Origin of the sequence: Niameybacter sp. (assembly GCF_036655075.1) — a bacterium.
Classification (GTDB): domain Bacteria; phylum Bacillota; class Clostridia; order Lachnospirales; family Cellulosilyticaceae; genus Holtiella.
This window is the reverse complement of the sequence record NZ_JAVVQU010000004.1, coordinates 38,225-61,456: the sequence shown is the minus strand read 5'-3', so window position 1 is coordinate 61,456 and position 23,232 is coordinate 38,225. Positions and strand designations below refer to the sequence as shown.

General features: G+C 36.2%; 14 protein-coding genes. 4 read left to right on the top strand and 10 right to left on the bottom strand.

The features are described from left to right. Positions 1–15: 15 nt before the first annotated feature. The 8 genes from RRY75_RS02340 to RRY75_RS02305 form a co-directional block, all read right to left on the bottom strand. Positions 16–2,583, bottom strand: coding sequence for a DUF5696 domain-containing protein (locus RRY75_RS02340; protein ID WP_332527757.1), 2,568 nt, complete (start codon positions 2,581–2,583; stop codon positions 16–18). Positions 2,584–2,587: 4 nt separating this feature from the next. Continuing rightward, a complete protein-coding gene (locus RRY75_RS02335; RefSeq protein ID WP_332492150.1) occupies positions 2,588–3,214 on the bottom strand; it encodes a Yip1 family protein in 627 nt (208 codons plus the stop codon). A gap of 13 nt (positions 3,215–3,227) precedes the next feature. Continuing rightward, complete coding sequence (locus RRY75_RS02330) at positions 3,228–4,694, bottom strand: hypothetical protein (protein WP_332492148.1); 1,467 nt, start codon at positions 4,692–4,694, stop codon at positions 3,228–3,230. Positions 4,695–4,708: 14 nt separating this feature from the next. Beyond that, positions 4,709–5,596: a carbohydrate ABC transporter permease gene (locus RRY75_RS02325; protein ID WP_332492146.1), complete on the bottom strand. Its 888-nt coding sequence runs from the start codon at positions 5,594–5,596 to the stop codon at positions 4,709–4,711. A 1-nt stretch (position 5,597) separates the two neighbouring features. After that, positions 5,598–6,518 (bottom strand): carbohydrate ABC transporter permease, encoded by a 921-nt coding sequence (locus tag RRY75_RS02320; RefSeq protein ID WP_332492144.1) that lies wholly within the window; start codon positions 6,516–6,518, stop codon positions 5,598–5,600. A gap of 19 nt (positions 6,519–6,537) precedes the next feature. Next, complete coding sequence (locus RRY75_RS02315; protein WP_332527758.1) at positions 6,538–9,432, bottom strand: extracellular solute-binding protein; 2,895 nt, start codon at positions 9,430–9,432, stop codon at positions 6,538–6,540. 32 nt (positions 9,433–9,464) lie between these two features. Further along, entirely contained in the window at positions 9,465–11,474 is a 2,010-nt protein-coding gene (locus RRY75_RS02310; RefSeq protein ID WP_332494289.1) for a hypothetical protein, read from the bottom strand. A 566-nt stretch (positions 11,475–12,040) separates the two neighbouring features. Beyond that, entirely contained in the window at positions 12,041–14,404 is a 2,364-nt protein-coding gene (locus RRY75_RS02305; RefSeq protein WP_332494288.1) for a chitobiase/beta-hexosaminidase C-terminal domain-containing protein, read from the bottom strand. A gap of 156 nt (positions 14,405–14,560) precedes the next feature. On the opposite strand from RRY75_RS02305, the gene RRY75_RS02300 reads away from it, so the two are divergent. From RRY75_RS02300 to RRY75_RS02285, 4 genes are all read left to right on the top strand, one after another. Further along, the gene (locus RRY75_RS02300) at positions 14,561–16,084 is read left to right on the top strand and encodes a sialidase family protein (protein ID WP_332494287.1); all 1,524 of its coding nucleotides are present in this window, start codon (positions 14,561–14,563) and stop codon (positions 16,082–16,084) included. A gap of 18 nt (positions 16,085–16,102) precedes the next feature. Beyond that, positions 16,103–17,725, top strand: coding sequence for a DUF4838 domain-containing protein (locus RRY75_RS02295; protein WP_332494286.1), 1,623 nt, complete (start codon positions 16,103–16,105; stop codon positions 17,723–17,725). Between the two features lie 289 nt (positions 17,726–18,014). Then, on the top strand, positions 18,015–18,161 hold the full coding sequence (locus RRY75_RS02290) for a hypothetical protein (RefSeq protein WP_332492246.1): 147 nt from the start codon (positions 18,015–18,017) through the stop codon (positions 18,159–18,161). Positions 18,162–18,239: 78 nt separating this feature from the next. Beyond that, positions 18,240–18,827, top strand: coding sequence for a DUF4091 domain-containing protein (locus tag RRY75_RS02285; protein WP_332715580.1), 588 nt, complete (start codon positions 18,240–18,242; stop codon positions 18,825–18,827). Here RRY75_RS02285 and RRY75_RS02280 read toward each other — a convergent pair. Beyond that, a complete protein-coding gene (locus RRY75_RS02280) occupies positions 18,816–20,573 on the bottom strand; it encodes a DUF4091 domain-containing protein (protein ID WP_332527748.1) in 1,758 nt (585 codons plus the stop codon). The two genes, RRY75_RS02285 and RRY75_RS02280, sit on opposite strands and share 12 nt — an antisense overlap. Positions 20,574–20,656: 83 nt before the next feature. Beyond that, positions 20,657–23,218 carry a transglutaminase domain-containing protein gene (locus RRY75_RS02275; RefSeq protein ID WP_332527749.1) on the bottom strand — a complete coding sequence of 854 codons (2,562 nt, stop codon included), beginning with the start codon at positions 23,216–23,218 and terminating at the stop codon, positions 20,657–20,659. Positions 23,219–23,232 lie beyond the last annotated feature (14 nt).

The window sequence follows — 23,232 nt, the reverse complement described above, 5'->3', positions numbered from 1 at the left end:
TATATCCTCCCTCAATTATTTAATAATCTCATACCCTACCGCATCCAGTGTGCGTCCTTCAACTTGAACTGGATATGGATTGTAGTTTACAAGTACTTTTGTTCCATTTGCATACTCAGTCTCAAAGGCACCTGCATCAAGTAGTCTATGATTTTTAATTTCTGTAGTTCCAATTGTATTAAAGGCTTCCACATATTCAGTATAAAGTGCTTCCATCTCTGGTTTAAGTGTGTTGTAATCTACACTTAAGTACTCTCTATATGGTGAATCTTTAAGAACATCTTGGTTTGTTGCACTTACTGTAAATTTAGGATAACTACCTACTTCTAGAGCTTGTAATAAGAAGTAATCCATACTTTCTTTAGACATATTTGCATTAAGTGTTGTATATTCTACAAGACCATTCATAACAAGCTGTCTAAACGGAATGCTTGTATACATTGTACCATAATTACTGCTCTCTCTTGAAATGTTTACAGCATAATCGCAGTAAGGTAATGTATTCATATTTGGATTATTAAAAGCTAATACCTTATTTTCATCCAACTTAGCGAGGCCTGATTCTATCATTTGATTTGCTTCAATAGGATTAAGCACTTCTTCTTCTTTATAACTTGCATAATATGTATTTGGTACATCACCAATAGCAATATTACTAAGTTCTTGTGTTCCTGCTACGAAACGATCTACAATGTTTCCAAAGAATTTTGGATGAATACGATATGTTGGGTCAAACTCAGGAGAGAACTTACCTGTTGTATAATCGTAGTCATAAATTTCTACTGGTTTACTATCATAGTTATAGAGCCCATGTACTTTAGCATCAAATGGATAGCTTGTATCTTTAACAGTCATTAAGTCTGTTCCAAAGAAAATCTCATCATTTTTCTCTGCTACCATATTCATTAATGCTTCAAGATCTTTATTACTTCCATTTTCTTTTACTAGCTTAGCCTTTGTTGGTAGACCTGTTTTTTCTCCACCGAAGAAGGCCCCTTCATAGTTAAGAACAAGATTCATATCACTAAGCTCTTCCACTATAGCTTGTGCTTGTTTGTAATCTGTCATAGAAATCGTCTTATCATATGGTATCCCCACAATACGCGCTGGAATAGTCAATGCCCCAAGTACATCTAAGTACATTTTAGGTTCAGTTGTGTAAGACATTGTAAGATCATGTTTCTCTACAAGATATTCTTTATAGGCATTTGCCATATTAAAATAAGTTACTGCCTCATCAAAGAGTTTGTATCTTACTGTGTAATCCATATCAATTTTATCTGTAGCTGCTAAATACCTACTATCATTATCGCTATATGGACCCATAAGTTTTACCCTTGAATATTGCAATAAATCTACACTTGAATAAACTTTGTTATTTACATTCCCACCTGTAGAAATATCGTTAGTCCCCAGACGTACATTTACACTTGCAAGTTCTGCACCTGATTCAATAATTCCCATGAATCCATGTGTAGCATTTGCATCTTTACCATATGTCATACCAAATACTGGCATGTGTAAATTTTCTTTAAAAGTTGGCATTTGATACATTTGATCATAGTATGTATTGTTATATACAGGTCTTGAATACTGAGGATAGCTACTATTATAAGTATTAAGCTCAAATAGCGCACCTGCCCCATCAGGAATCATAATATAACCCTCTTCAACTTTGTCTGAAGATGCATAACCAAATGTTGAATATACCTCTATGTTTTGAAGTGCAAAGTAGTCATTGCCACTTGTACACTCACTTGTTGGCACATTGATAACAAGATCTTCACCATCTAGCAGGACATCCACTACTACTTTAAAGCTTGCAACTTGTGGAATTTCTATATCAAGTCCAGCTGCTTCATTATCTGCTTTTACCATCTCTTCAGTATAACCAATAAGTTGTACCATTTCATTAAGTTGTTTTACTGCACTTGGTGGCAAACTATTTGAATCAATAATTTTAAATCCACCTTTTACTAAGTCCTTAATGTAGACTTTCTTTAAGATATTTTTGTAGTTAGTAACTTGTTTCTCACTAATAATGCCATCTTTACCTAGTTTATCTATTTCCGCATAAAATCTGTTTTCCAGATGTTCAGCACTGAGATAACTTGGTAACAACTGATCTGGTTTTTTAGATGAAGTTTGGAAGTACAAACTAAGCTTTACACCATTTTCAACCTGATCGATATTATAATTGCCTGGTTCAATAACATTTGCATAAGCATCCCACTCATGTTTTTTATTATCCCCACTCAAGTAAGAGATGTTTACAATAGATTTTTCTTTGTTATTACTTGGTAATTCAACTTTACTTGTCCACTCTTTTTGTGTATCTTTATCGACTACTCGAATATCGAGTGTATCTGTATCAAGGTGAAGCTCCTTAGTTGCAGACTCTGCAACTAAGACCTCTCCTTGTTGAATATCTATAGCTCCTTTTACCTCTACCATACTCTCGCCTTCAACATGCTCTATCTTTGATTCTTTGAGTGCAAGGTGAGGAATGACCTTGATGCTTCCTGTGACTAAAACTACTGCTGCTACTAACCCTAGAATAATATTGCGTATTTTCTTATTCATTCGCTCACCACCTTCTGATAAATTCTTGTGCCAATGTCAACACGAAATTGACAACTTGCTCCATTAAAGAGAAATAAAGTACGCTGATAAAGATAATAATGATAGCAGCTACAGCTGTTGCTACTAACGTAATTACACTTTCTTTCGCTGTGTATTCATGAACAGTTGTAACCCCACAGAATACTAAATAGTAGAACCATAACATCCCTATCGCATTGAAAGAATAGAGTAAACTTGCTTCTTCTATAATAATGATATTACTTACTCCAATTGTAATAATTTGGAGTAAAAGCATTGGACAAACTGCATAACCGATAACCACATATAAGTCTTTCATTTTACCCTTACCATTACATAAAGTCGATACGCTCCAGTTACTTACAATAAATAAAAGCATTGGTGCTACTGTTAATACAAATGTAGCAATACTATTAATCTTATAAGCCGGGAATGAATTAACTACAAATCCCATATATTGGTTACTTAGAATCATTGCAATTCCATAAGCTAAAATTAAGCATGTAGCTATCCATATATTTCCTTTTCCACGCCATTTAATTTCATAAAACGCATCGAATGGGTGAAAAAGCGTATATTTTAGGTATTTAAGATCTTCAACAACTTTATTCATTTTTACACCCTCCTTACATTTTCTGCTTTTTATAATAGCGCCATTCAGAGAAAATTACTCCGCATATCACTAATACAATTGCAGCAAAAATCCAACCAAAATGCTCTTGAATCCAAATACCTCTATAACCATTAAATGCTTTTGAATAATACTCTTGGTTATCTCCTAGTTTGAAGTAGTACATTGCTGTTTCATAGTCTTCCTTCATAAGATAAGATTTACCAATTGTTGAGTATGCCATCTCATAGTTTCCGTTAATTGCAACTGCCTCTAATAAAAGTTCTGTTGCTTTATCCCAGTCCCCATTAAAGTAAGCCTCTGCTGCACTAAGTGCTAAGGTCCCAAATTCAGTTGGTTTATAGATATAAGCTGCTTTCATTTGTTTGTCTGTTACAATTAAGTTCTCTCCAATCCAAGCAATAGAAGTAGGATCAGCAAGTTCACCTTTCATATAGCCTTTGCCGCCAAAGATATTCATAAGCTCTCCATCAAAGTTATAAATGAAGATACGTCCTTTTTCTTTATCTAATACTGCATATGTACCATAATCAGTAAGTGCAATATCTGTAAACTTACTGACTCTTGTTGCAGAAGAGTCCATATCTAGGTTTAAATCTCCTCTTACTTTCCAGAACCCATTCTCACGAAGTACATTCTCCCCTTTAGGGTTAAATCTAAATACTGCATCTCGTGCACTACTATCTTGAGTTGTTGCATAGATGAAACCTTCTTCATCTATTTCAATATTATTGAAAGATGGTGCTAGAACTTTTTGCATCTTAGCTTTTTGTTCTTCCGAAGCTTGTTGTCTCCAGAAATGGTCAAGTAAGTTTACTTTTGGTTTATTAACCCCAAAGTATCTTACGAATTCACCATCTTGGTTAAGCTCAACAATCCCTTCAAACCCTGATTGCACAACTACATAGATTCTATTGATTCTATCCACTACAATTTTTGAAGGTTTGAATACAGTTTGTCCAACTATATTTTTAGGTGATTCAATAATCTTTTTAAGAGAGAAGTCTTTTTCATTTAATACAACAATTCTTTGATTCCCTGTATCTGCAATGTAAATTTCTTCTTCTTGTTCGTGGATGAATACACCTTCTGGTGCATTTAATACAATTTGATTCTTAGTTTTTGGATCAATGGCAATTTTGCCTTCTTCATTACGCACTACCTTAATAGACGTGATAAGCTCAAAATCTGAATTAAATACATTGACTCTAGACTCAACACTATCTACAATATAGATTCTGTCCCCAGAAACAGTTACATCATCCATACTTGAAACTTTTACATCTCCCATACTTCCTTGATCTATTGTTTTATAGAATTCAAAGAAAGGAATATCTTCAATAACTCTAGCCCAATAGTCATATGCATAAGACATCTCATTGGTATTCTTAGCGAATACTAGACTCGGAATACAGAGCACTGCTATTAAAAGATAGATTAACAAGTTTTTCTTTTTACGCATTCTACTCACCCCCATTAGTCTTTCATACCTGATGTTGCCATAGTCTCAATAACATTAGATTGAGAAATTACAAAGACAGTAACTGGTACAACCATCATAATTAATGAAACAACTGATGCTACCCCTGTTCTTGCAATACCTCCTCCAATAATCTGAGATAATGAGTAACTAATTGGTTTTAAGTTTTCTGAATAAATAAAGTTACCACCTGTTGCTCCCCAAAGTGTTTGGAAAGATAAAATACAAAGGGTAATCCAAGCTGGCTTACAAAGTGGAATGATAACAGTCCAGAAGACTTTCATCTCACTTGCACCATCTATTTTGGCTGACTCAATAAGTGCCATTGGAATTTGTACAATAAAGTTTTTCATTAAGTAAAGCCCAAGAGTTGAACCAATAACTGGTAAAACAACTGCCCAGTAAGTATTTACCATTCCAAGTTTACTCATAATAATGTAGTTAGGAATAGCTGTAACAGACCCATTAAACATAAGGGCATAAACGATAATATTTGACATTACCTGTGAACCTGGGAACTTATACTTTGCAAGTGGATAAGCTGCCATTGTTCCGAAAAGCACTGTGCCAAAAGTTCCTAGTACTGTAATCAAGAGTGTATTAAACATATATCTTGAAAATGGTACCCAAGAGTTACCGATAATCGTTGATAAGTCGAAAAAGTTACTTAAAGTCGGGTTTTGAACAAATAACTTTGGTGGGAATAGGAAGAGCTCACTCATTGGCTTAAACGCATTATTGATTGCGTATAAGAGAGGATAGGCACTAAAAAGTGCAAATCCTCCAAGAAGAAGCATAAGCCCAAGGTCGCCACCGACACTTCTATTTCTACGTGTAAATTGCCTGCTTTTAATTGATTGTTTAATTTTTTGTAGTGCGTGCATACTAATCCCCAACCCTTCTTAGCATTTTTTGAACGACGATATTGGCTATTAACATGATGAAGAATAATACTGTTGCAATAGCACTTGCATATCCCATTTCAAATCTTACATTACCAAAGTCATGTAAGTGAGTAAGAATGGTATGACCTGCATAATCTACTGATGGGAATCCCGCAAGCTCCATGGATATAGCAGATACGGATAACGAGTTAGTAATCTGCATTACCGCACCAAACATAAGTTGTGGTTTCATAGATGGTAATGTAATATGCCATAACTCTTGCCATCTGTTTTTAATGCCATCCATAGAACCGGCTTCATAAAGTGATTTGTCTACTGTTTGTAACCCAGCAATGAAGGCAAGGAAACTCACACCAAGACTTAACCAAAGTTGAACAACGATTAAGATTGGTAAAATGTAATCTGCATTTTCAAACCATAAAATTGGTGAATCAATAATTCCAAACTTCATAAGCCATGCATTGGCAAAACCATACATATCAGATGAGAAGATTAACTTCCAAATGAGATATACGTTCCCTGATATTGATGGTGCATAAAAAATCAGTGTTAAGATTGCACGAGGCTTAGGTGGTAATTCATTAATTAACCACGCAAAGATGAAACACATAAGATAACTTACAGGCCCTGTAATAAAAGCAAGTAATAACGTATTTTTAACGGCTATAAGAAAAACTTCATCTCTTGCCAAAAGCTCAATATAGTTAGCAAGTCCAACAAAATCTGGGGCTTCTAACATGTTGAATGATGTAAAACTAAGTCCCATAGCTACAAGTACAGGCACTAAGTTAAAGATCACGAAAATAATCGCAAAAGGTATAATGAGTAAATATTTTTCCTTATGTAATTTCCAAGTTTCCTTTAAGGGTAGGCGCCCTTTTTTATTTGTTGTTGTTTCCATGCTACCCTCCTTATTAAATTTATTCTGATTCTACAGTTGATAAATTAAATTCTTTACGTTTTTTAGTGAGCTCATCATTAATTGATTTAGCATTTAAGTACAGTGCTTCTCTTGGATTTTGTCCATCTGTTACAACATTTTTAAATGCGTAACTTACCATACGAGCGGTCATATAACCCCCTGGTACTTCTGGCAATCCTTTTGTCGCTCTAAATTGTTCTTTTAATGAATCAGCATCTTTTACTGACCATGGAAGTTGTTCTACTACATCCACGTTTGCACTTGGATAACGTGCAGCAGGTCCCATAATCCCTTCAATAGTTGTTCCGTATTGAAGCTGTATTTCTTCGCTTGTCCACCATTTCATAAATTCCCAAGCAGCATCTTTATTATCTGCTTGATCAAGCATAATACATTGGGTTGTGCTTGATACAAAAGTATTATTGATTGTACCATCTTCTTGCACTTTTCCTGGTACCGGTGCAAATGACCAAAGACCACGAATTTCAGGTGCTGATACTTGAAGCTGACTATATGTCGTATAAGGTGAAATACCCATTGGCACTTCTCCTGTTCTAAATCGGTTAGCAAAGTCTGCTGCTACTGGTAAATGGTAGCTTGTAAAGAACTGAGTATACTCTTGGAAAGTCTGCATTGGGCCATTTTCATATAACCCTGTTTCTATACCATAGTTATTCCCCTGTCCAAGATACATATCATCTCCGCCTTGGAATACAAGTGATGCATACATTGTTCCATTTGGATCCGCTGTACCTGCTGGCATATAGAAGTCATAGTTATTCATTTGTAAAATTGGAATGATTGCTTTAACGTCATCCCATGTACGAGGAATTTCAAGTCCAAGTTCATCTAAGATATCTTGTCTATAGAATAACATCATGAAAGATTGTTGTTCTGGTAAACCAAATATTCCTTCTTGGAATGTAATTCCTTCAAATGCACTTGGTTCATAGTCTGCATACTTCTCTTCAAAGCTTTCAAGCTCACTTAAATCTACAAGCGCATTACGCACCGCAAAGTTCATTGCTTGTTGCTCTGTGATACCTGTCACAACATCTGGTCCCCGTCCTGCAAGTGTAGCAGGAATGATAACACTTTCAGGAATAAGTTCTAACTCAACATTAATACCCGTAAGTGGTGTAAAGCGTTCCTCAATCAAGTTCATCATAACTTGTGCTTGATCACGTCCTGTACCAATCCACACTTTAATTGATTCTTGCTTTTTGTCTACCTCTCCAGACATTTGTGTTTCATCTACTATAAATGTTGCTAAGAATCTTTGTGCTTCATAACCAAAGTTTTCTATAAACCCTGCTTCTGTCTGTTTAAGTTCTGCACCTTCAACCCCTAGTGTAAGAGAGTCTACTTCAAGTGGCATAGTTGCTACTTCCATATTCCATAGACCTAGTGAAGATATGTTATTTTTAAGTTGTCCCAGTTCTTTAACAACAAGTTCTGGTTTTTTTGCAAGTCGCTCAAGTTGTATAGCAAGCTTATCAATGACAACAGCATCTTCACCTTTTTCTCCTGTAATACTAATAACTTCTTCTAGTATATTGGCAAGTCTTTCTGATTCTTCTATAAAGATCTCTTTAACTTCTGGAAGTTTCTTCTCAATTTCATAATCAATATAACTATCTGGTACCGTACCTGTTAATTGAATGATCTTACGATAAGTTTCATTGAGGATAAATAAACTTTCTTGAACCTCTGTAGTCGCTCTATCAAATTGACCAAGTACAGTCTCTAACGTAATGGAATTAACACCTTTTTCAAGTGGAATTAAATATGCTCCATTCTCATCTCCTATCACATAGTTCTTAAATCCTGTACTATATGGGAAACCTATACTATTTGCTTCTTTAAATGGTACTTCACCATTTACTAATAATTTTCTGTAGGATACTCCACCTCTATTAGCACTTTGTCTTGCCGTAAATGAAACTTGGTAGAGTCCTGCTTCTGGAACTTCAACTTCCCATGTAATACCATCTCCCGGTGTCTTCCAGCTATCTCCTCCAACTGTGTTGAACACTAGGTTGTACGGATGTGCTGGTTCTATTCTTGAACTTGAGTAGTTAGTATTCATGAGTATTGCTCTTGAAGATTTTAATACATTTTTTGTAATACCCTCATTGCGCTCTGCTTGCCCTACAAGAAGGCTACCCTCATAAAGAGGGTATGTTCCTTGTAGTTGGTTAATAGTTTCTTCATAGCTAAGGAGTGGTTCGTCTGCTTTAAACACAAGTTCTGTAATTTTTACAGGCTCTTTGATAGATTCAAAAGTAAGTGTGTGTGTCCCCTCTGATAAGTAAAACTTATAAGGTTCTGATCCTCTTCTTTGTGCATCTTCTACGAATACATTTTTTTCATTTCTAAGTTCTATGGTATTGGGTCTTATTTCATTATTGTTTCTAACTTCAATTTCAGATGTCTCATTTACCCATTCACGGCTAAAGCTTAATTGCTCCATCCCTTTAAAGTAGATTTGATCATCTAAATACATTTTTCTTTCGATAGTAGAGTTTTTACCTTCTACAGGTAAATACCCTACTTCTAAGTTATAAAACCCCGGTGTTTTAACGTCAAACTGCCATGTTACTTTCCCTTGTTCAGGTGTTGTTACACCTTCTTGGTCCGTCGTTACACGAGTGCCATCTGTAGCCGCATAGTTATTCACATCGACTACAACTTCACCTTTTGACATATTCCCTTGATACCCGTTAGAACTTAAGTAAGACGCATATGTACTTTCATAGAATACTTCTCTATCTGTTGGCACGCCTATTGTATACACACCTTGCTTTGAGTCATTAGCACTCTTATAGCTATAACCAATGGCAGCAAGGGCAACCAATGATAATATTAAGCTTCCTATAAGCTTCTTATTCATTGCCTCGCCTCCTAATATGACTAATTACTTTTTTACTCAGCTACAACTTGTACTTCTATTGTTTGAGCTGTTTCGTTCCCTGCATAATCTGTTACACTGATTGTAACATTGTATGTACCTGCTGTTGTTGTATCAATTTCTGATAAATCAGCTACTACCATTGCTTTAAGGTCTAAGCCATCTTTATCTATAGCAACTTCTACGAAGTCATTAGCCCAGTTAATATTTGCTGATTCTTCACCAACAGTAATTGTTCTAAGTTCTTCTTTCATTGTAAGTGTTGGAGCTGTTGTATTTTTATCATCAAAAATTGTAATGTTGATATTTTGTTTACCTTCATTAGCATTTGAATCAGAGATTGTACCTACAACACCTTTGCTGTAAAGACCAACTGTATTGAAATCTGTTGCTGATGAATCAAATTTAACATTTGCTGCATCAAGTTTACCATCAATGTTGTCTGCTACTGTAAATTCACTTGCCCAATCAATTGACGCTGGGTCTGTGCCTTTAGCAAATGCATATGTTTTACCTTCTTCTACTTGTGTGAAAGCTGGTGCAATATTATCTTTTACTTCTGTACTATTTAATGTTGCTTCTACTTGAGCAATTTTGTCAGTGATTGTTGCTTTTCTAGCTTCTACCGCTACTTCATAACTTGGTGAACCATCTACACCGTAGATTGAATCTCCTGCAAGTTTCATGAAGTCCCAGTAAACTCCTGTCATGTTGGATAATTCATTTACTTCTGTTCTTTCAATACTTGAGTAGTAAATATCTTGCATATCTGCACCAATTTCTTCATGGAATAAGTCAATACCTATTCTAATTGGTGGTTTTTCATCTGCACCTCCATTCATTTCTTTTTCTAATCTACTTCTTTCAGCATTATATACTTGGTATGTTTGAATTGCTAAAGGAATTTTAGCTTCGTCTACACCACGAAGTACTGCCCATGATTCTCCACCTGTACGAACTTGTCTGTAATTTGGATCATCAAATGCCATATGATCTGGTCTTGGGAAAGGAATAAATCCTAAAGATTGTCCACGTTCAGTTGCTTTTGCTGCTGCTCCTGATGAACGCCAGTCTTCAATATTTACAAATACTGATTCACCCATGTCAAATGGTGCACCTTGGGCATTGTATGCTCTATTACTTGTGCCTTCTGTAATATCACATTGAAGTAATCCTTTATTGATTAAACCTTCAACATATGCTACAGCTTGTTTTGTCCCCTCTGACTCTATACCAAGACCTTCATCACCGTAGATACTTCCACCTGCTGAATGCATTGCTTGAATAAGTGTTTCTGTGTAGTCCGTTCTGTATGCATCAATTCTTTTTTCTGGTCTTTCTGGACCTTGGCTGTTTGCATAGTGTGCATTGATTTTAGCTAAGTAATCTTCAAATACACTCCATGTCCATTTCCCATCTTTGTAAAGGTCTGTTGGATAAATTGTTTTGCCATTTTCTTTTAAAGCATCAACTTGTTCAATGTAGTCAATGTTATAAAATAATGGTGATAATGGATGTGTTTTCCCACCTGCTACTTCAATGAAATATTGTTTGCCATAGATTGGTGCTGGAATTTCACTGCCTTCTGCAAAGTATTCCATGTAATCATCTAATGGTTGAAGGACATTTTGCCCTAAGATAATCCCTTGTGAATTTGCATATAAGTTAACAATATCTGCAACTGGGTCCCCAGCCATTACACTTTGTAAAAGTACTTCTGTTGTATCTCCAGGGAATTGCACCCATTCGATTTGAACATTAAGTTCATCTTTTACTTTTTGCATTGCTTGGATTGTAATTTCTCTGTTCATCTCACTCATGCTATACTCACCCGTTATAGGGTCTTTATAGTCTGGATTCATTCCATTCCCCGCATGTGATCCAATACGGATTACAGTTGGTTCATTTTTATCTCCCTTTGCTGCATCATTACCCGCTTCAGCACCTTTCCCCCCTGAACAACCTGTTAGAGCTATTGTTCCTGCCAATCCTAGCGCAAGTACTTTAGAAAATTTCTTTAGCATCTTCTGCTACCTCCTCATGATGTTTTACTCATCTCTAAAAATATACTTTTCCCAGATTCGTTATGTTTTGTTATTCAAGTATATTTTCATAATAAGCTTCGATTTATCTTCATTGAATTTCAATTAAGATCCTTTTTATACTCCATAAGACAACTACAGTGCTTTTATCCATTGTCTCTATCAAGAAAATCATACTTTTCACCACTATGCACTCTAATGGCTTTGCAACTTTTTAGTAAAATATTATTATTGTTAAGTAAATCCAATCTTTATATTTCTAAAATAAAAACTGCACTTTTACACAAAAAATAACTTTTTTGTTTTGTAATTTAAGTATATTTTACAACATTTAGATGAAACTTACAATATAAATCTGAAATTTTTAGTATTTTTATTGCTGTTTTTTAGATTTACTTACAAAAATACCAGAAATCACTCCCTTTTTGATTTCTGGTATTTTACCAACTTATTTACTTAATATTTTATTTCAATTTTACTTTCTTCATTCTTTTCATTTATAATTATCTATTTTAACTTTACTTTAACCTTTTTGTTACCTTACTTCTCTATACTCCTTGAATAATGATTTCATCTGTAAAAATGAAATAGAACTTATACGGTTTTGCTTTTACTTTTACATATCTTGCCTCTACATTAATCGCAGCCACTATATCTTTAATTTCTATATCCGGATCTCCACTTTCTTCATGTACATTTTGTGTAAAGACTTCTTCAAAATGTTCACCGTCTTTAGATACGTAATAGGTCACGTACTCTGGATAGCATGGACCCGATCTCTTACTTTGCATAAACCCTACATTAATGCCTTTTATTTTACGCGCCTCACCTAAATCTAGTACAACATCTAATACGTCTGTCGTAATGAGCCAACAATTATCTACATAGTTTAAGCTACCCTTTTCTCCATCTATTAAATCATTTGCGCCATTTCGGTTAAAAACTTTTCGTGGATCAAATTGTGTTTCACTTGTTATTCCTAATATTGGTAACGTATTAAAGTATTTAGCTTCTACGCTGTCACTCGGGATACGTCCTTCTTTAAAAGCACGCGCTTTAATAACGCAGTCATCTTTTACTTCAATAGGTTCTGTATATCTAGAAGACTCCCCAGTTGGTTCTTCTCCATTTAGTGTATAATGTATAACACTTTCCTCATTAATATCTGTCATTGTGCAATATACAATCTCATCATATTGTTTCACCTTTGCACGGTGAGACAGAATTGGTTTAATAAGTTTAATCTTACTTATTTTATCTAAATCAATTTCAACAGTTGCCTCCACCTTTGCATCAAAGCTTATTGAATCTTCTAAGTACCTTGTTTGGAAAACTTCTAAACTTCTTACACTTTCACTTTCATTCATAATAAAGCTACATTCATCATTTACAGGTGTAATAAATACTTGCTGCTCTATTTGCATACATGTAGCCCCCTCTACTTCCATCTTATAAGTAAAGTTTTCATGCTCACAAATGAGTTGATTATCTCTAATTTCTCTTAGAACAGGGAGCGTATTGATTCTAATTCCCCACGCTAATCCTGCTTGTCCTTCTTGTTGAAGTTCAAAATGTATTTTGGCTTCTGTATGGGTAATAACAAGTTTTTGACCTTCTTGAATAGTCCATGTTGCAATCCAAGTTTTATCATCTTCTTGCCCCTCAAATGTCACTTCTTGTCCAGCAATCACTTCTCCTGTTGTCAGATTTACAAACTCAATGCTTGCTCTTTGTTCCTTTGTACTCCAGTAGCATGCATTCAGAATTGGTAATGCATCAAATATACTTTCATTATTATCAATAGCACTATTTAAATAACGAGATGGATATTGCTCATCAAATATGTATAAGTCTCTTATACTAAGTACCCCCTTATCTAGCATTAAGCTACTGCGATAAAAGCGACTGCTATACCAAGTGGTTTTTAAATCAAACGTTTCATTCCAGTCATTTGTTGCTGTATAGGTGACAGGTGGTGTCAGTTGGTACTTCTTTTTAAACCAAAGAGATGAATCTCTAAGACTTTCTACTCGGATTTTATTTTCTTTTCTCAAGTTGGCAATGTGACGCATTTGCATCTCAAATCCATCACCTACATTACCCCAAATAAAGCTATTTTCTTGCCCTGCTTGTGTGTAACCATAACCTAATTGCTCCTCTTTCGTAATACAGTCAAAGAGCCACTTCACCCATGTTTCAGACTGTCCACAAGTCCAAGCTGGTTCTAATGTATAAATGCCACCTGCACCTTCTCTAACTTCCGCTTCAAAGTTATAGATTGGGTCCGGTCCCAATAACTTAAAGATTGGCATATCCACTTGCATCTCATGACTTTGAGCAGGTATGTTCTCATTAACTTTACTTGGATAGTAGGCACCATTGACATATCCACCCCAAAGAGTAAAGCCATCAATTCCTTTTTGATCTCTACAAAGTGCCCCACCAATTACACCATACTTTTCTTTGGCATACTCAAAGGATACAATGTCCATAACCCAAGAACCAATTGTTTTTGGATAGTATCCATAGACTTCTTTAAAGTCTTTCATATAAACATCTATAAGTTTTTTTCTTTCTTCTGGTGTATAAGCCAGAGAGTATCCCGCTTTTACATGTAGGTCGATCACATCACAGCCCTTCCATGTTACGCCTGCTTTATCTGCCATCTCCTGTGTAATTTCCCACCATGCTCCTATTTCATCTTTCTCGTCTACCATAGACTTAATAAGTCGTGTATATTGTGCATCCATAACAGCATCATGCTTAAGTGCATAAGTAGCTGGTAGCTGATGTTGTTTTAGAATATCCATCTCATTTTTTAAAGTATCGAAATCTTCCCACGTAAAAACACCATCGTTGTAAGTTGATTTTCTAATAAAATGATAAATGTTCACTAACGCTTGCTTTTTCATGCCAAAAACTCCTTTTTATTGTCAGTTTTGTATACATAAGATTTATATTACATTAAAGTTAGTGTAATTCATATATTTTTTTAACTTTTTGTAGTAAAATTTTAGTTTTTATTTTATTATAGGATTATTATAGCTATTTTTGAAAGGGGCATCAGAATGTTTTCACAAAATATTTTACCTAGTTCTCTTGTTTTTGAACATGATAACGACTTCAACGCTCACTACTTCCGTATTCCTTTTATGACCATTACAAAAAAGGGGACTCTTATAGCAGGAAGTGATATTCGTTATGTAGATTCTTCAGATTACAATCTTATCGATATTGGCATTGCAAGAAGCGAAGACGGAGGAAAGACTTGGATAGATAAACAAGTCGTTCATCACAGACGTGGCATTCATAAAGACCACTCCCGTAAAATGGATGGTTGCATTGTTGTAGACCATGTAACAGGCCGCATCTTTCTCTTTGCTCTAGCCCTTGACCTACATATGCATTTAGATTCTGAAAATAACAAAATGCAAGATTTGGTTTATGCTTATTCTGACGATGATGGCAAAACTTGGTCTGAAGAAATCAGTCTCAAAAAGTTCTATGATGATGCGTGTAATTTGTTCTTGCAAGGCCCAGGCAATGGTATTCAATTAGAAAATGGAACGCTTGTTATACCTATTCAACGCTGGGTACCACCTCATACTAACATTCGCTCTACAGCAGGCATTATTTACTCTACAGACCATGGTGCAACATGGCACCAAAGCGAAACACGTATTGAGACCTACTCTTCCGAAAGTTCTATTGTTGAATATAAGCCAAACGAAATCCTCATTTCATGTCGTACGCCACTCACTGACGCTAGAGGCTTCTACACAACTTCAGACCTTGGAACAACTTGGACTCCTCACACTTCTAATAACACACTCTATGAACTTGGCGGCTGTCAATCACCTTTACTTAAATTCACCGCTCCTAACCAAAAAGAGTACTGCGTCTATGCTACACCACAACACACAGGTATTTCTTGGCAACGTAGCAAACTTACTTTAATGGTGACAGATGATTATATTCATTGGAATACCATTGCAGAAGTGCTTCACACAAGTAATGATGGCTATTCTTGCTTTACTTACGACAATCAGGCTCAAGCACTTTATCTACTCACAGAGCAAAAAGGAGATATTGTTTGTCATAACCTAAGTTGCTATTTACCAGCCATTATGCAAAATACTGCATCATATGACCATCAAGCTATTAGCAAGGTTCACCGTTTCCCAACTTATTCTATGGGACATTACCTCAATATAACTCACAAAGATGAGTGGTATAAATTATTAACCTTGAAACTTAAACCTAATAGCTTTGCTTTGCTCAACCTACATATACTTGGATTTGAACATAATAACGCTGTTACCTTAAGAGCTAAGCAACAAGATGATGCACACCACAACTTAGACTTAGTAGAACTCACTTCCGATTTACCACTTACTCTTGTTCCTACATTAAAAGAAGATGACTACTTTGTCTATGAAGTATACTACCAAGCAACTACACCTGACACTTTAAGCTTATCTGTTCAAAACTGTATGCTTTCTGACTTTGATGGTGCACGCCTTACCATCGCAACTACTTTCCAAGATGGAACACTTGAAACAAGTATAAAAACTTTACCTACTACAAATTAACCTTATGGAGGCATTATCATGCTTTTTGAAATGACGAAAGATCAGCAACCACTTTGCACCATTCAAAGCGATGCACTTAGCAATCGTGCAGCCACACTCCTTGCAGACTACCTCACAAAAGTCACCAATACACCTTTTACACTAGAAACTTCATCCACTTTACCTTACACGATTGCTTTTGCAGTTTCATCCGAATACGGACATAACGGGTTCGCTTATGAAGTCCAACAAGACCTTGGACACTCAACCCTTATCTTTACTGCTGAAAATGAACAAGCTTTTGTCTACGCCATCTATGACTTCCTAGAAAGAGTTATAGGTTGTCGTTATTTCACACCCGATGTAGACTATATCCCTCATATACCTAACTTAACGCTTGAGATAGAGGCTTATGCTTATATTCCTTCCATCGAATACCGTGAAGTGTATTACAAAAACTTTGAAAACAAAGCTTTTGCCGAAAAACACAAAGCTGCCCAAAGTAAAGTTCACGAGGGTTGGGGATTTTGGTGCCATTCGTTCCAAAATTTACTCCCAAGCGACACATACTTCAAGGAACATCCTGAATACTTCGCTCTACTTAAAGGAGAGCGTCATCCCCAAGGCGAGCCTTGTCTAAGCAGTCCAGAAGTTAGAAAAGTAATGATAGAAAATCTCAGAAAATTTATGGATGAAAAACCTGAATGTCTCTACTGGTCTGTAAGTCAAAATGATGATGCCAACTACTGTACTTGTGAACATTGCCAAAAGATAGATGCCTATGATGAAAGTCCAATGGGCTCTGTCCTCAACTTTGTTAACCAAGTAGCAGCAGAATTTCCAGACAAAGTTATATCTACCCTAGCCTACTGGTACACAAGGAAGCCACCCAAACATACCCGCCCAGCAAAAAATGTACATATTATGACCTGCAATATTGAAGCTAACCGCGGTCTTCCTATTTCTACAGACCCAAGTTGCAAAGAAAGCAAGGACGAACTAGAGTTTTGGGCAAGTATTTCTGACAACGTTTCACTTTGGGACTACAACATCCAATTTAGAAGTCTCGTCAGCCCCTTCCCTAACTTACGTACACTGGCACCAAATATGGAGTTTTTCGTTAAAAATAAGGTTAAACTCCTCTTTAGTCAATGCAACCGAGAAATAGGTGGTGAATGGTCTGACCTACGTAGCTATCTCTTAGCCAAACTTGCTTGGGATCCACATTGTGACATAGAATCACATATGAAAGATTTCTGTCAAGGGTACTACCAAGACGCTGCACCTTATATCTTAGAATACATTCAGACTATCCATGATGCACAAGAAAAACATAATCACCGCTTAGATATCTTTGGTGGCCCATTAGATGCCAAAAAAACTTTCTTAACAAAAAAACTTTTTAATCAGTATACTCAGTTATTTGAACGTGCTAAAGCAAGTGTCTCAGCAAATGAAGACTTACTTTTACGTGTACAAGTTGCAGCCCTTCCTATTGACTATGCTGGTATTGTCCTCAAATATGGCTCTACCAAGCAACAACTTGAGCGCATTGCACACTTTGCACAAATTGCTCGTAAAAGTGATCTACACAAGGTAGAAGAATGGAAAATCACAGTGGACCAATTTGTAACAGATTCATTAGCAGAACTTAATAGTTAAATAAACTTTCACGTTACCTAATGGAGATTATTACAGTGACAACTTCATATTTTAAAGTCGGTATTTTTGATGAATTAGATGCTCTATATCCTGATACAGATGCTTCATCTGTCCAACAGTTTTATCAAGTACATAGCGCCTCAAACAGCTTCGCTGGCACACACCTTATGACCATTTCAAATTCTTCGAATTAGTACCTGTTCCTGTAGAATCAAACACAGGCATCCATACGCGTACAGAATGTTTTGACAAACGTTACAACCCTTACACTATCTGAAGGGCACCTTTTATGATTTACGAAGCACTAAAACCTATGCGTAATATATTGCAAGCTAAAGGAACATCACTAGCTGTAGCCTTTAGAACACTTGTTAATGTGAAGACTTATACTGAGCAAAAATGGGATATCCTTATTACAATAGGTCAGACTACCTGAAAAGTCACACTTCTAGTTGGAGCTTATCCGGTATCTGTCCCTGAATGTGGCAAAGACTCTCACAAATATGTAAACTGGATCAACCTTAATAATGTCGCTAACTTACACTGCTGCTTACCATGGAGTGATAAGTGGCTAGAACACATTACTTCTTATTTCAAATTAGCCCATTACGGCAGACAAAATACCGTTTGGTGCCCTAACGTTGCTGATTATGAACAAGACCTGGACTTCTACAATACACGCATCACTGAAGGTGAGCGTGTATTGGTCTATACTTGTTTAGAACCTACCGGTCCTTACCTTAACAGACTTTTAGATATGGAAAGATTACGCACTGTACTCTTTGGTTGGGTAGCTTCCCTCTATGAAGTGGACGGTTTCCTCCATTGGGGCAGTAGCTTCTTCAAATTCAATCCTTATGAACAATCTTGTGTTTGTATGAATACTGAGGCGTATACCAACTACAACAATGACTTCCAATCACAACTTCCTGCCGGAGACTGTGGTATTTTCTATCCTCATTTCAGTGGTGCAATTTCTTGCACACGCTTAGAGGGTCATCGTATTGGATTTGAAGATTTAGAACTCATCAACTATAGATTTCTATACAGAAAAGCCTATGAAACTTTGATTAAGTTTCATAGGCTTTTCTCATTTTACTAATGTCTCTAATCGACTCATAAACTGATTAACAACCTTCTCGTACTCCCAATAGTTTAAAGACAATACTTCATCAGCATTCTTTCTATACCTTCCTGCCATCTCTTCTATTTGCTTCACTTTCATAATGCTTTTAATTGCCTGATGTACCTCTTCTTTCCCCTCAAAAGCTTCAGCATACATCTGGAAAATAAGATAATCTCGAATACCTTTTTGCAAATTTTTATATCTCAGACTATAAAGTGGCTTGCCTCTTTTACTTGGGTAAACAAAGTGTGTCCCCCCAGCTTTGAACTTTTGATAATGATAACTCTCAAAGTCAAAAGGCTCATTTGGCCAAAGCCATATTGCCCATCTTAAAAAACCATCCATGTCCATCAACATAGAAAGCCAAGGCAAGAATCTTGCCTCTGCCAAATAACATCTTAAAAACGTATTGGGACATTTGGGATCAATGGCTACATAATAACTCATATTAACATTCTTTTCTTGACGAATAACTTGTATACGGTCTGGTCTATCCAAAATAAGTGGCAAATTAAGTACATAATCATTCACCCCTGGCAGGTCTTCTAATACTGTTTGCATACTACAAATAGTCACTTTAAACTGCACATGTGGCATAAGTTCTAGTAAATCACTAAGCACATGCTTAAAGTGTGCTGGGTCATTAGGTTCATCACACACTACTTTTGCCAAATGAGACCAGCCACTAGCTACTATATTCTCATCTATTGCACGAATATATGCTTCTAGTTCTTTTCTTTTTCGAATATAGCAGTATGTCCCCGTCACTTCATCTAAATATCTAATACGAATAGCATCTTGGCTATCTTCTATCACTTTTGTGTAGCCTGCATCTTCCATTGTCCAAATACCTAGAAGCCCAAAGATTTCAATCTCTCCATCTATACCCATCTCCAAACACATTTGTACATAACGGTTCATAGCACTAAAGTCATAACCAAAGGTACCATCAGCTTTCTTCTTCACACTTATCATGTTGTACTCAAAAGTATCTGATGCATTGGTTCTATAATAAGTAGACCATTGCCCTGACCACGGAATGTCTGAAGCAATGATAGTAATAGCTTTTTGTCCAAGTTCTTGTAGCACCTTTAAATGGTCCTTCAACAATGCAAAGTGATCTTCACTCCATAGTCCTACCTCATAAGTCCTCGCTAAAGAGGTGTGGTGTTGCCATAAATCTAAGTAAAACTTGCCTTCATGCAAACTTGGCACCCTTACATCCATTACTCGTAACTTGATTCGAAGTGTCCTATAGAGCGTTTCATCTTGTAACAAATGACTCACATAAACCTTCACTGTCACACTATATTCTCCTGCCTCTACTTCATCATCTGTCGCAAGTTCAATCCAAGTCGGCTGTACCTTCAATCGTTCTTGGAACTTCTTTCCCTTGCTTAAAAGAACTTCTGATTTATAGTTTCCATCATCATCCCTTACCAACTCCACCAGTTGAGTTGTGACTTGTAAACCCTTTATACATGATTCTACTTCCACTCTTACTGTAGGCACTGGATATACCTTATAAAAAGCTGGTGAAGCTTCTAAACTTACCATCATTTCTTCTTTGCTATAAAGCAAAAGTTGAGTGGCTACTCTATCATTTTTTCCACACACCAGTTGAATATCCTCTTGTTCCCCAAAAGGTACTTGCCACGGGTTGTAATTCCCATAACTATACTTATACATTTCATTTGCCAATCCACAGTGTAAGTCCATCATTTGCAACGCCCCCTTTAATCTATGCTAGAATTAAACAAAGGGCCAAAGGCATTTTGTGCCCTTAGCCCTTTGTTTATCAATGCCTATTTTGCTTCTAAATATTTAAGAAGCATTGTTCCAATTCCTACATTGTATCCTGCAATAGCCATACTTGCTATCATTGGTTTGTTCATAACGTACGCCAATGGTAACTTTTTGTCTAAGATTTCAAAGTCCTCATAAAGATATGTTAAATCCTCTTTATTGTAACCTACATACACTTTGATAAATGGTAACGCTGCTATTGTCTTTTGAAGTGTTGGATTGTCTAAATCTTTAGCTTCTTCTACAACAAGTACAACACTTGGTTCAAGCTCTAAATATTGTTCTTTAGCTTCAATCATTTCATTAAGAAGATGTTCTGTAGGCTCTGCACCTGCATCTAAGAAGGCTACAATGTTTCTTGTATCCTGCGTCACTTCTGAAAGCTCGCATACATCTCCATTTGCATTCATGAAAGTCGCTTCTTTTACAATAATCTCTTTTTGATGTGCATTATTTACTTCAGCAAGCTTGATGCCTAACGCTACTGTTTCATTTTCTTTTACATCAACATAGTAAAGATTTGCATGAACCGTACCACTTGCTTCTCTATTTACCGTAACGATACGATACTCCCCAGCTTCTACTGGATAACTTACAGATCCATCTACCCATTCACCTGTCCCTAAGTAAAGTGTACGGTAAACATCTCCCACATAACGACCTACTGTGTAATTTTTCATATATTCATACACAGTATCATCTTCTGCTTTTAAAGTTAGTGTACTATTTTTCACAACTTCTTCTTGTGCTACACCCACTTCAATCTCTATCCAAGTTCCATTTTGGAAGTAACTCATATTCCCATTTTCTTTATTTAATTTAGCTGGAATACCAAATGTTCTACAAAGAGCTACAAAGAGAAGCTTTTTAGATGCCACATGTCCAAGTCTTACCTTCATCATACCTACTGGTTGTGCACATAAGTAAACATTTTGTGCACTTGTAGCAGTTGCAATATACTCATCTACATAGTCATAAATACTTCTTGGATTTTGTTTAAAGTTAACTTTTGCCTCTTCATCAAAGAATACCTCTAATCCTTGACGGTATGGCGTAATCTTTTCTGTTGCAATACGAGGTGCTAAAATACCTTTCACAAAAGTCTCTTCTTCAAAGTCATCTGCAAATTGTAGTGCATGTTGAAGGTGTGCTTTCAAGATTTCACAGCTTGTATCTGATAAATCTTTTGTCTTCATAGTATTAAGCATTTTTACCTTGTATTCAAGAAGATTGTAAGTTTCCTCATCTTTGAAGAAAGCTTGAATCTCTTCGTAGTTTCCACGCGCAGACTCTAAGTGTTTTTCTACACCTTCTTCAAAAGGTGCAAAATCTTTTGCCCACTCTGTTGCTTTTTCACCTAAAAAGAATGTCTCAACAAAAGCTTTTCTCGTTTTAAGCGCATGTTGGTGACATGCTTCATGATTTTTGCGTGTTGCTTCATCAATAGCATTTTCATCTGGAGATGCACCTTTTGGTGGCACAAGTGTAATCGTTTCTACCCTACCATGTGTACGTGCTTTATCTTCTAATACCACTGTAAGCATATCATCTAAACGTACATCAATTTGGTCGTATGTTGCAACGCCATCTTTATGTACATAGATTACTAAGTCACCAAATCCTGTTACAAACTTAGCTTCCCCTTTAGCATCTGTTACAATCTCTGTAAGTGGGAATAGCTCTGAGTAGTTTACAACTTCAAATCTTACGTGTGCACCTTCAACTAAATTGCCTTCAGCATCTTGTACAGTAACTGTAATCTCTTTTGTTGCTGCATAACGGTCTAGTGTATTAACTTCTGTTGCACTGTCTGTTTGACGTGTAATTAATTCATTTTCTACAGTAGTTGCAAATACTTTACTTTGAATAAGCATCCCACGAGAAGCTGAAAGTTGGAACCAACCTGAGTCAAGTGTAGCTTCTGGTTCACACGCACCTAAGAAGTGCCATTCTCCATCTGTCCATACTTCTACCCATGCATGGTTGTCATCACAGTGTGCCCATCTTGGTGTATAAGCTTGTCTTGCAGGAATGCCTACACTTCTAAAAGCTGCTACGCCAAGCACAGATTCTTCTCCACATCTTCCATATGCATTGCGAAGTGTTGTAAGTGGACAAGTCGTTCTTGAGTCTGTTGTTTGATAAGTTGCTTTTTCAAAACACCAGTAGTTGATAATAAGCGCTGCTTCTTTCATACTTTTCCCTTCTATACGTGGGTAAAGCTCCTCAAAGAAGTCATCTTTATAAAACTCAACATTTTCATTGCTCATACGGTATTGTAGTACATAGTTTAAGAATAAACCACCTGTAAGCTTATCTCCCCAAGGTACGATTTGACGTACTTTTAGAGCATGTCTTACAAATTTCAAGAAAAGTTCACCATCATGGTTTGCAAGGTCTTGCTCTGGCATGAAGGCATAAAGGTATTTTAAACAAATAGCTTCATCTTCTGTACATTGATTAAGTACACCAAAGAGCTCCTCTTCTCTATGTTTAGCTGCTTCTCTTACTGCCTCAAAGCGTTCTTCAATAATTTGTTTGTGTTCGTTATTTACTAACATGTGCTACGCCTACT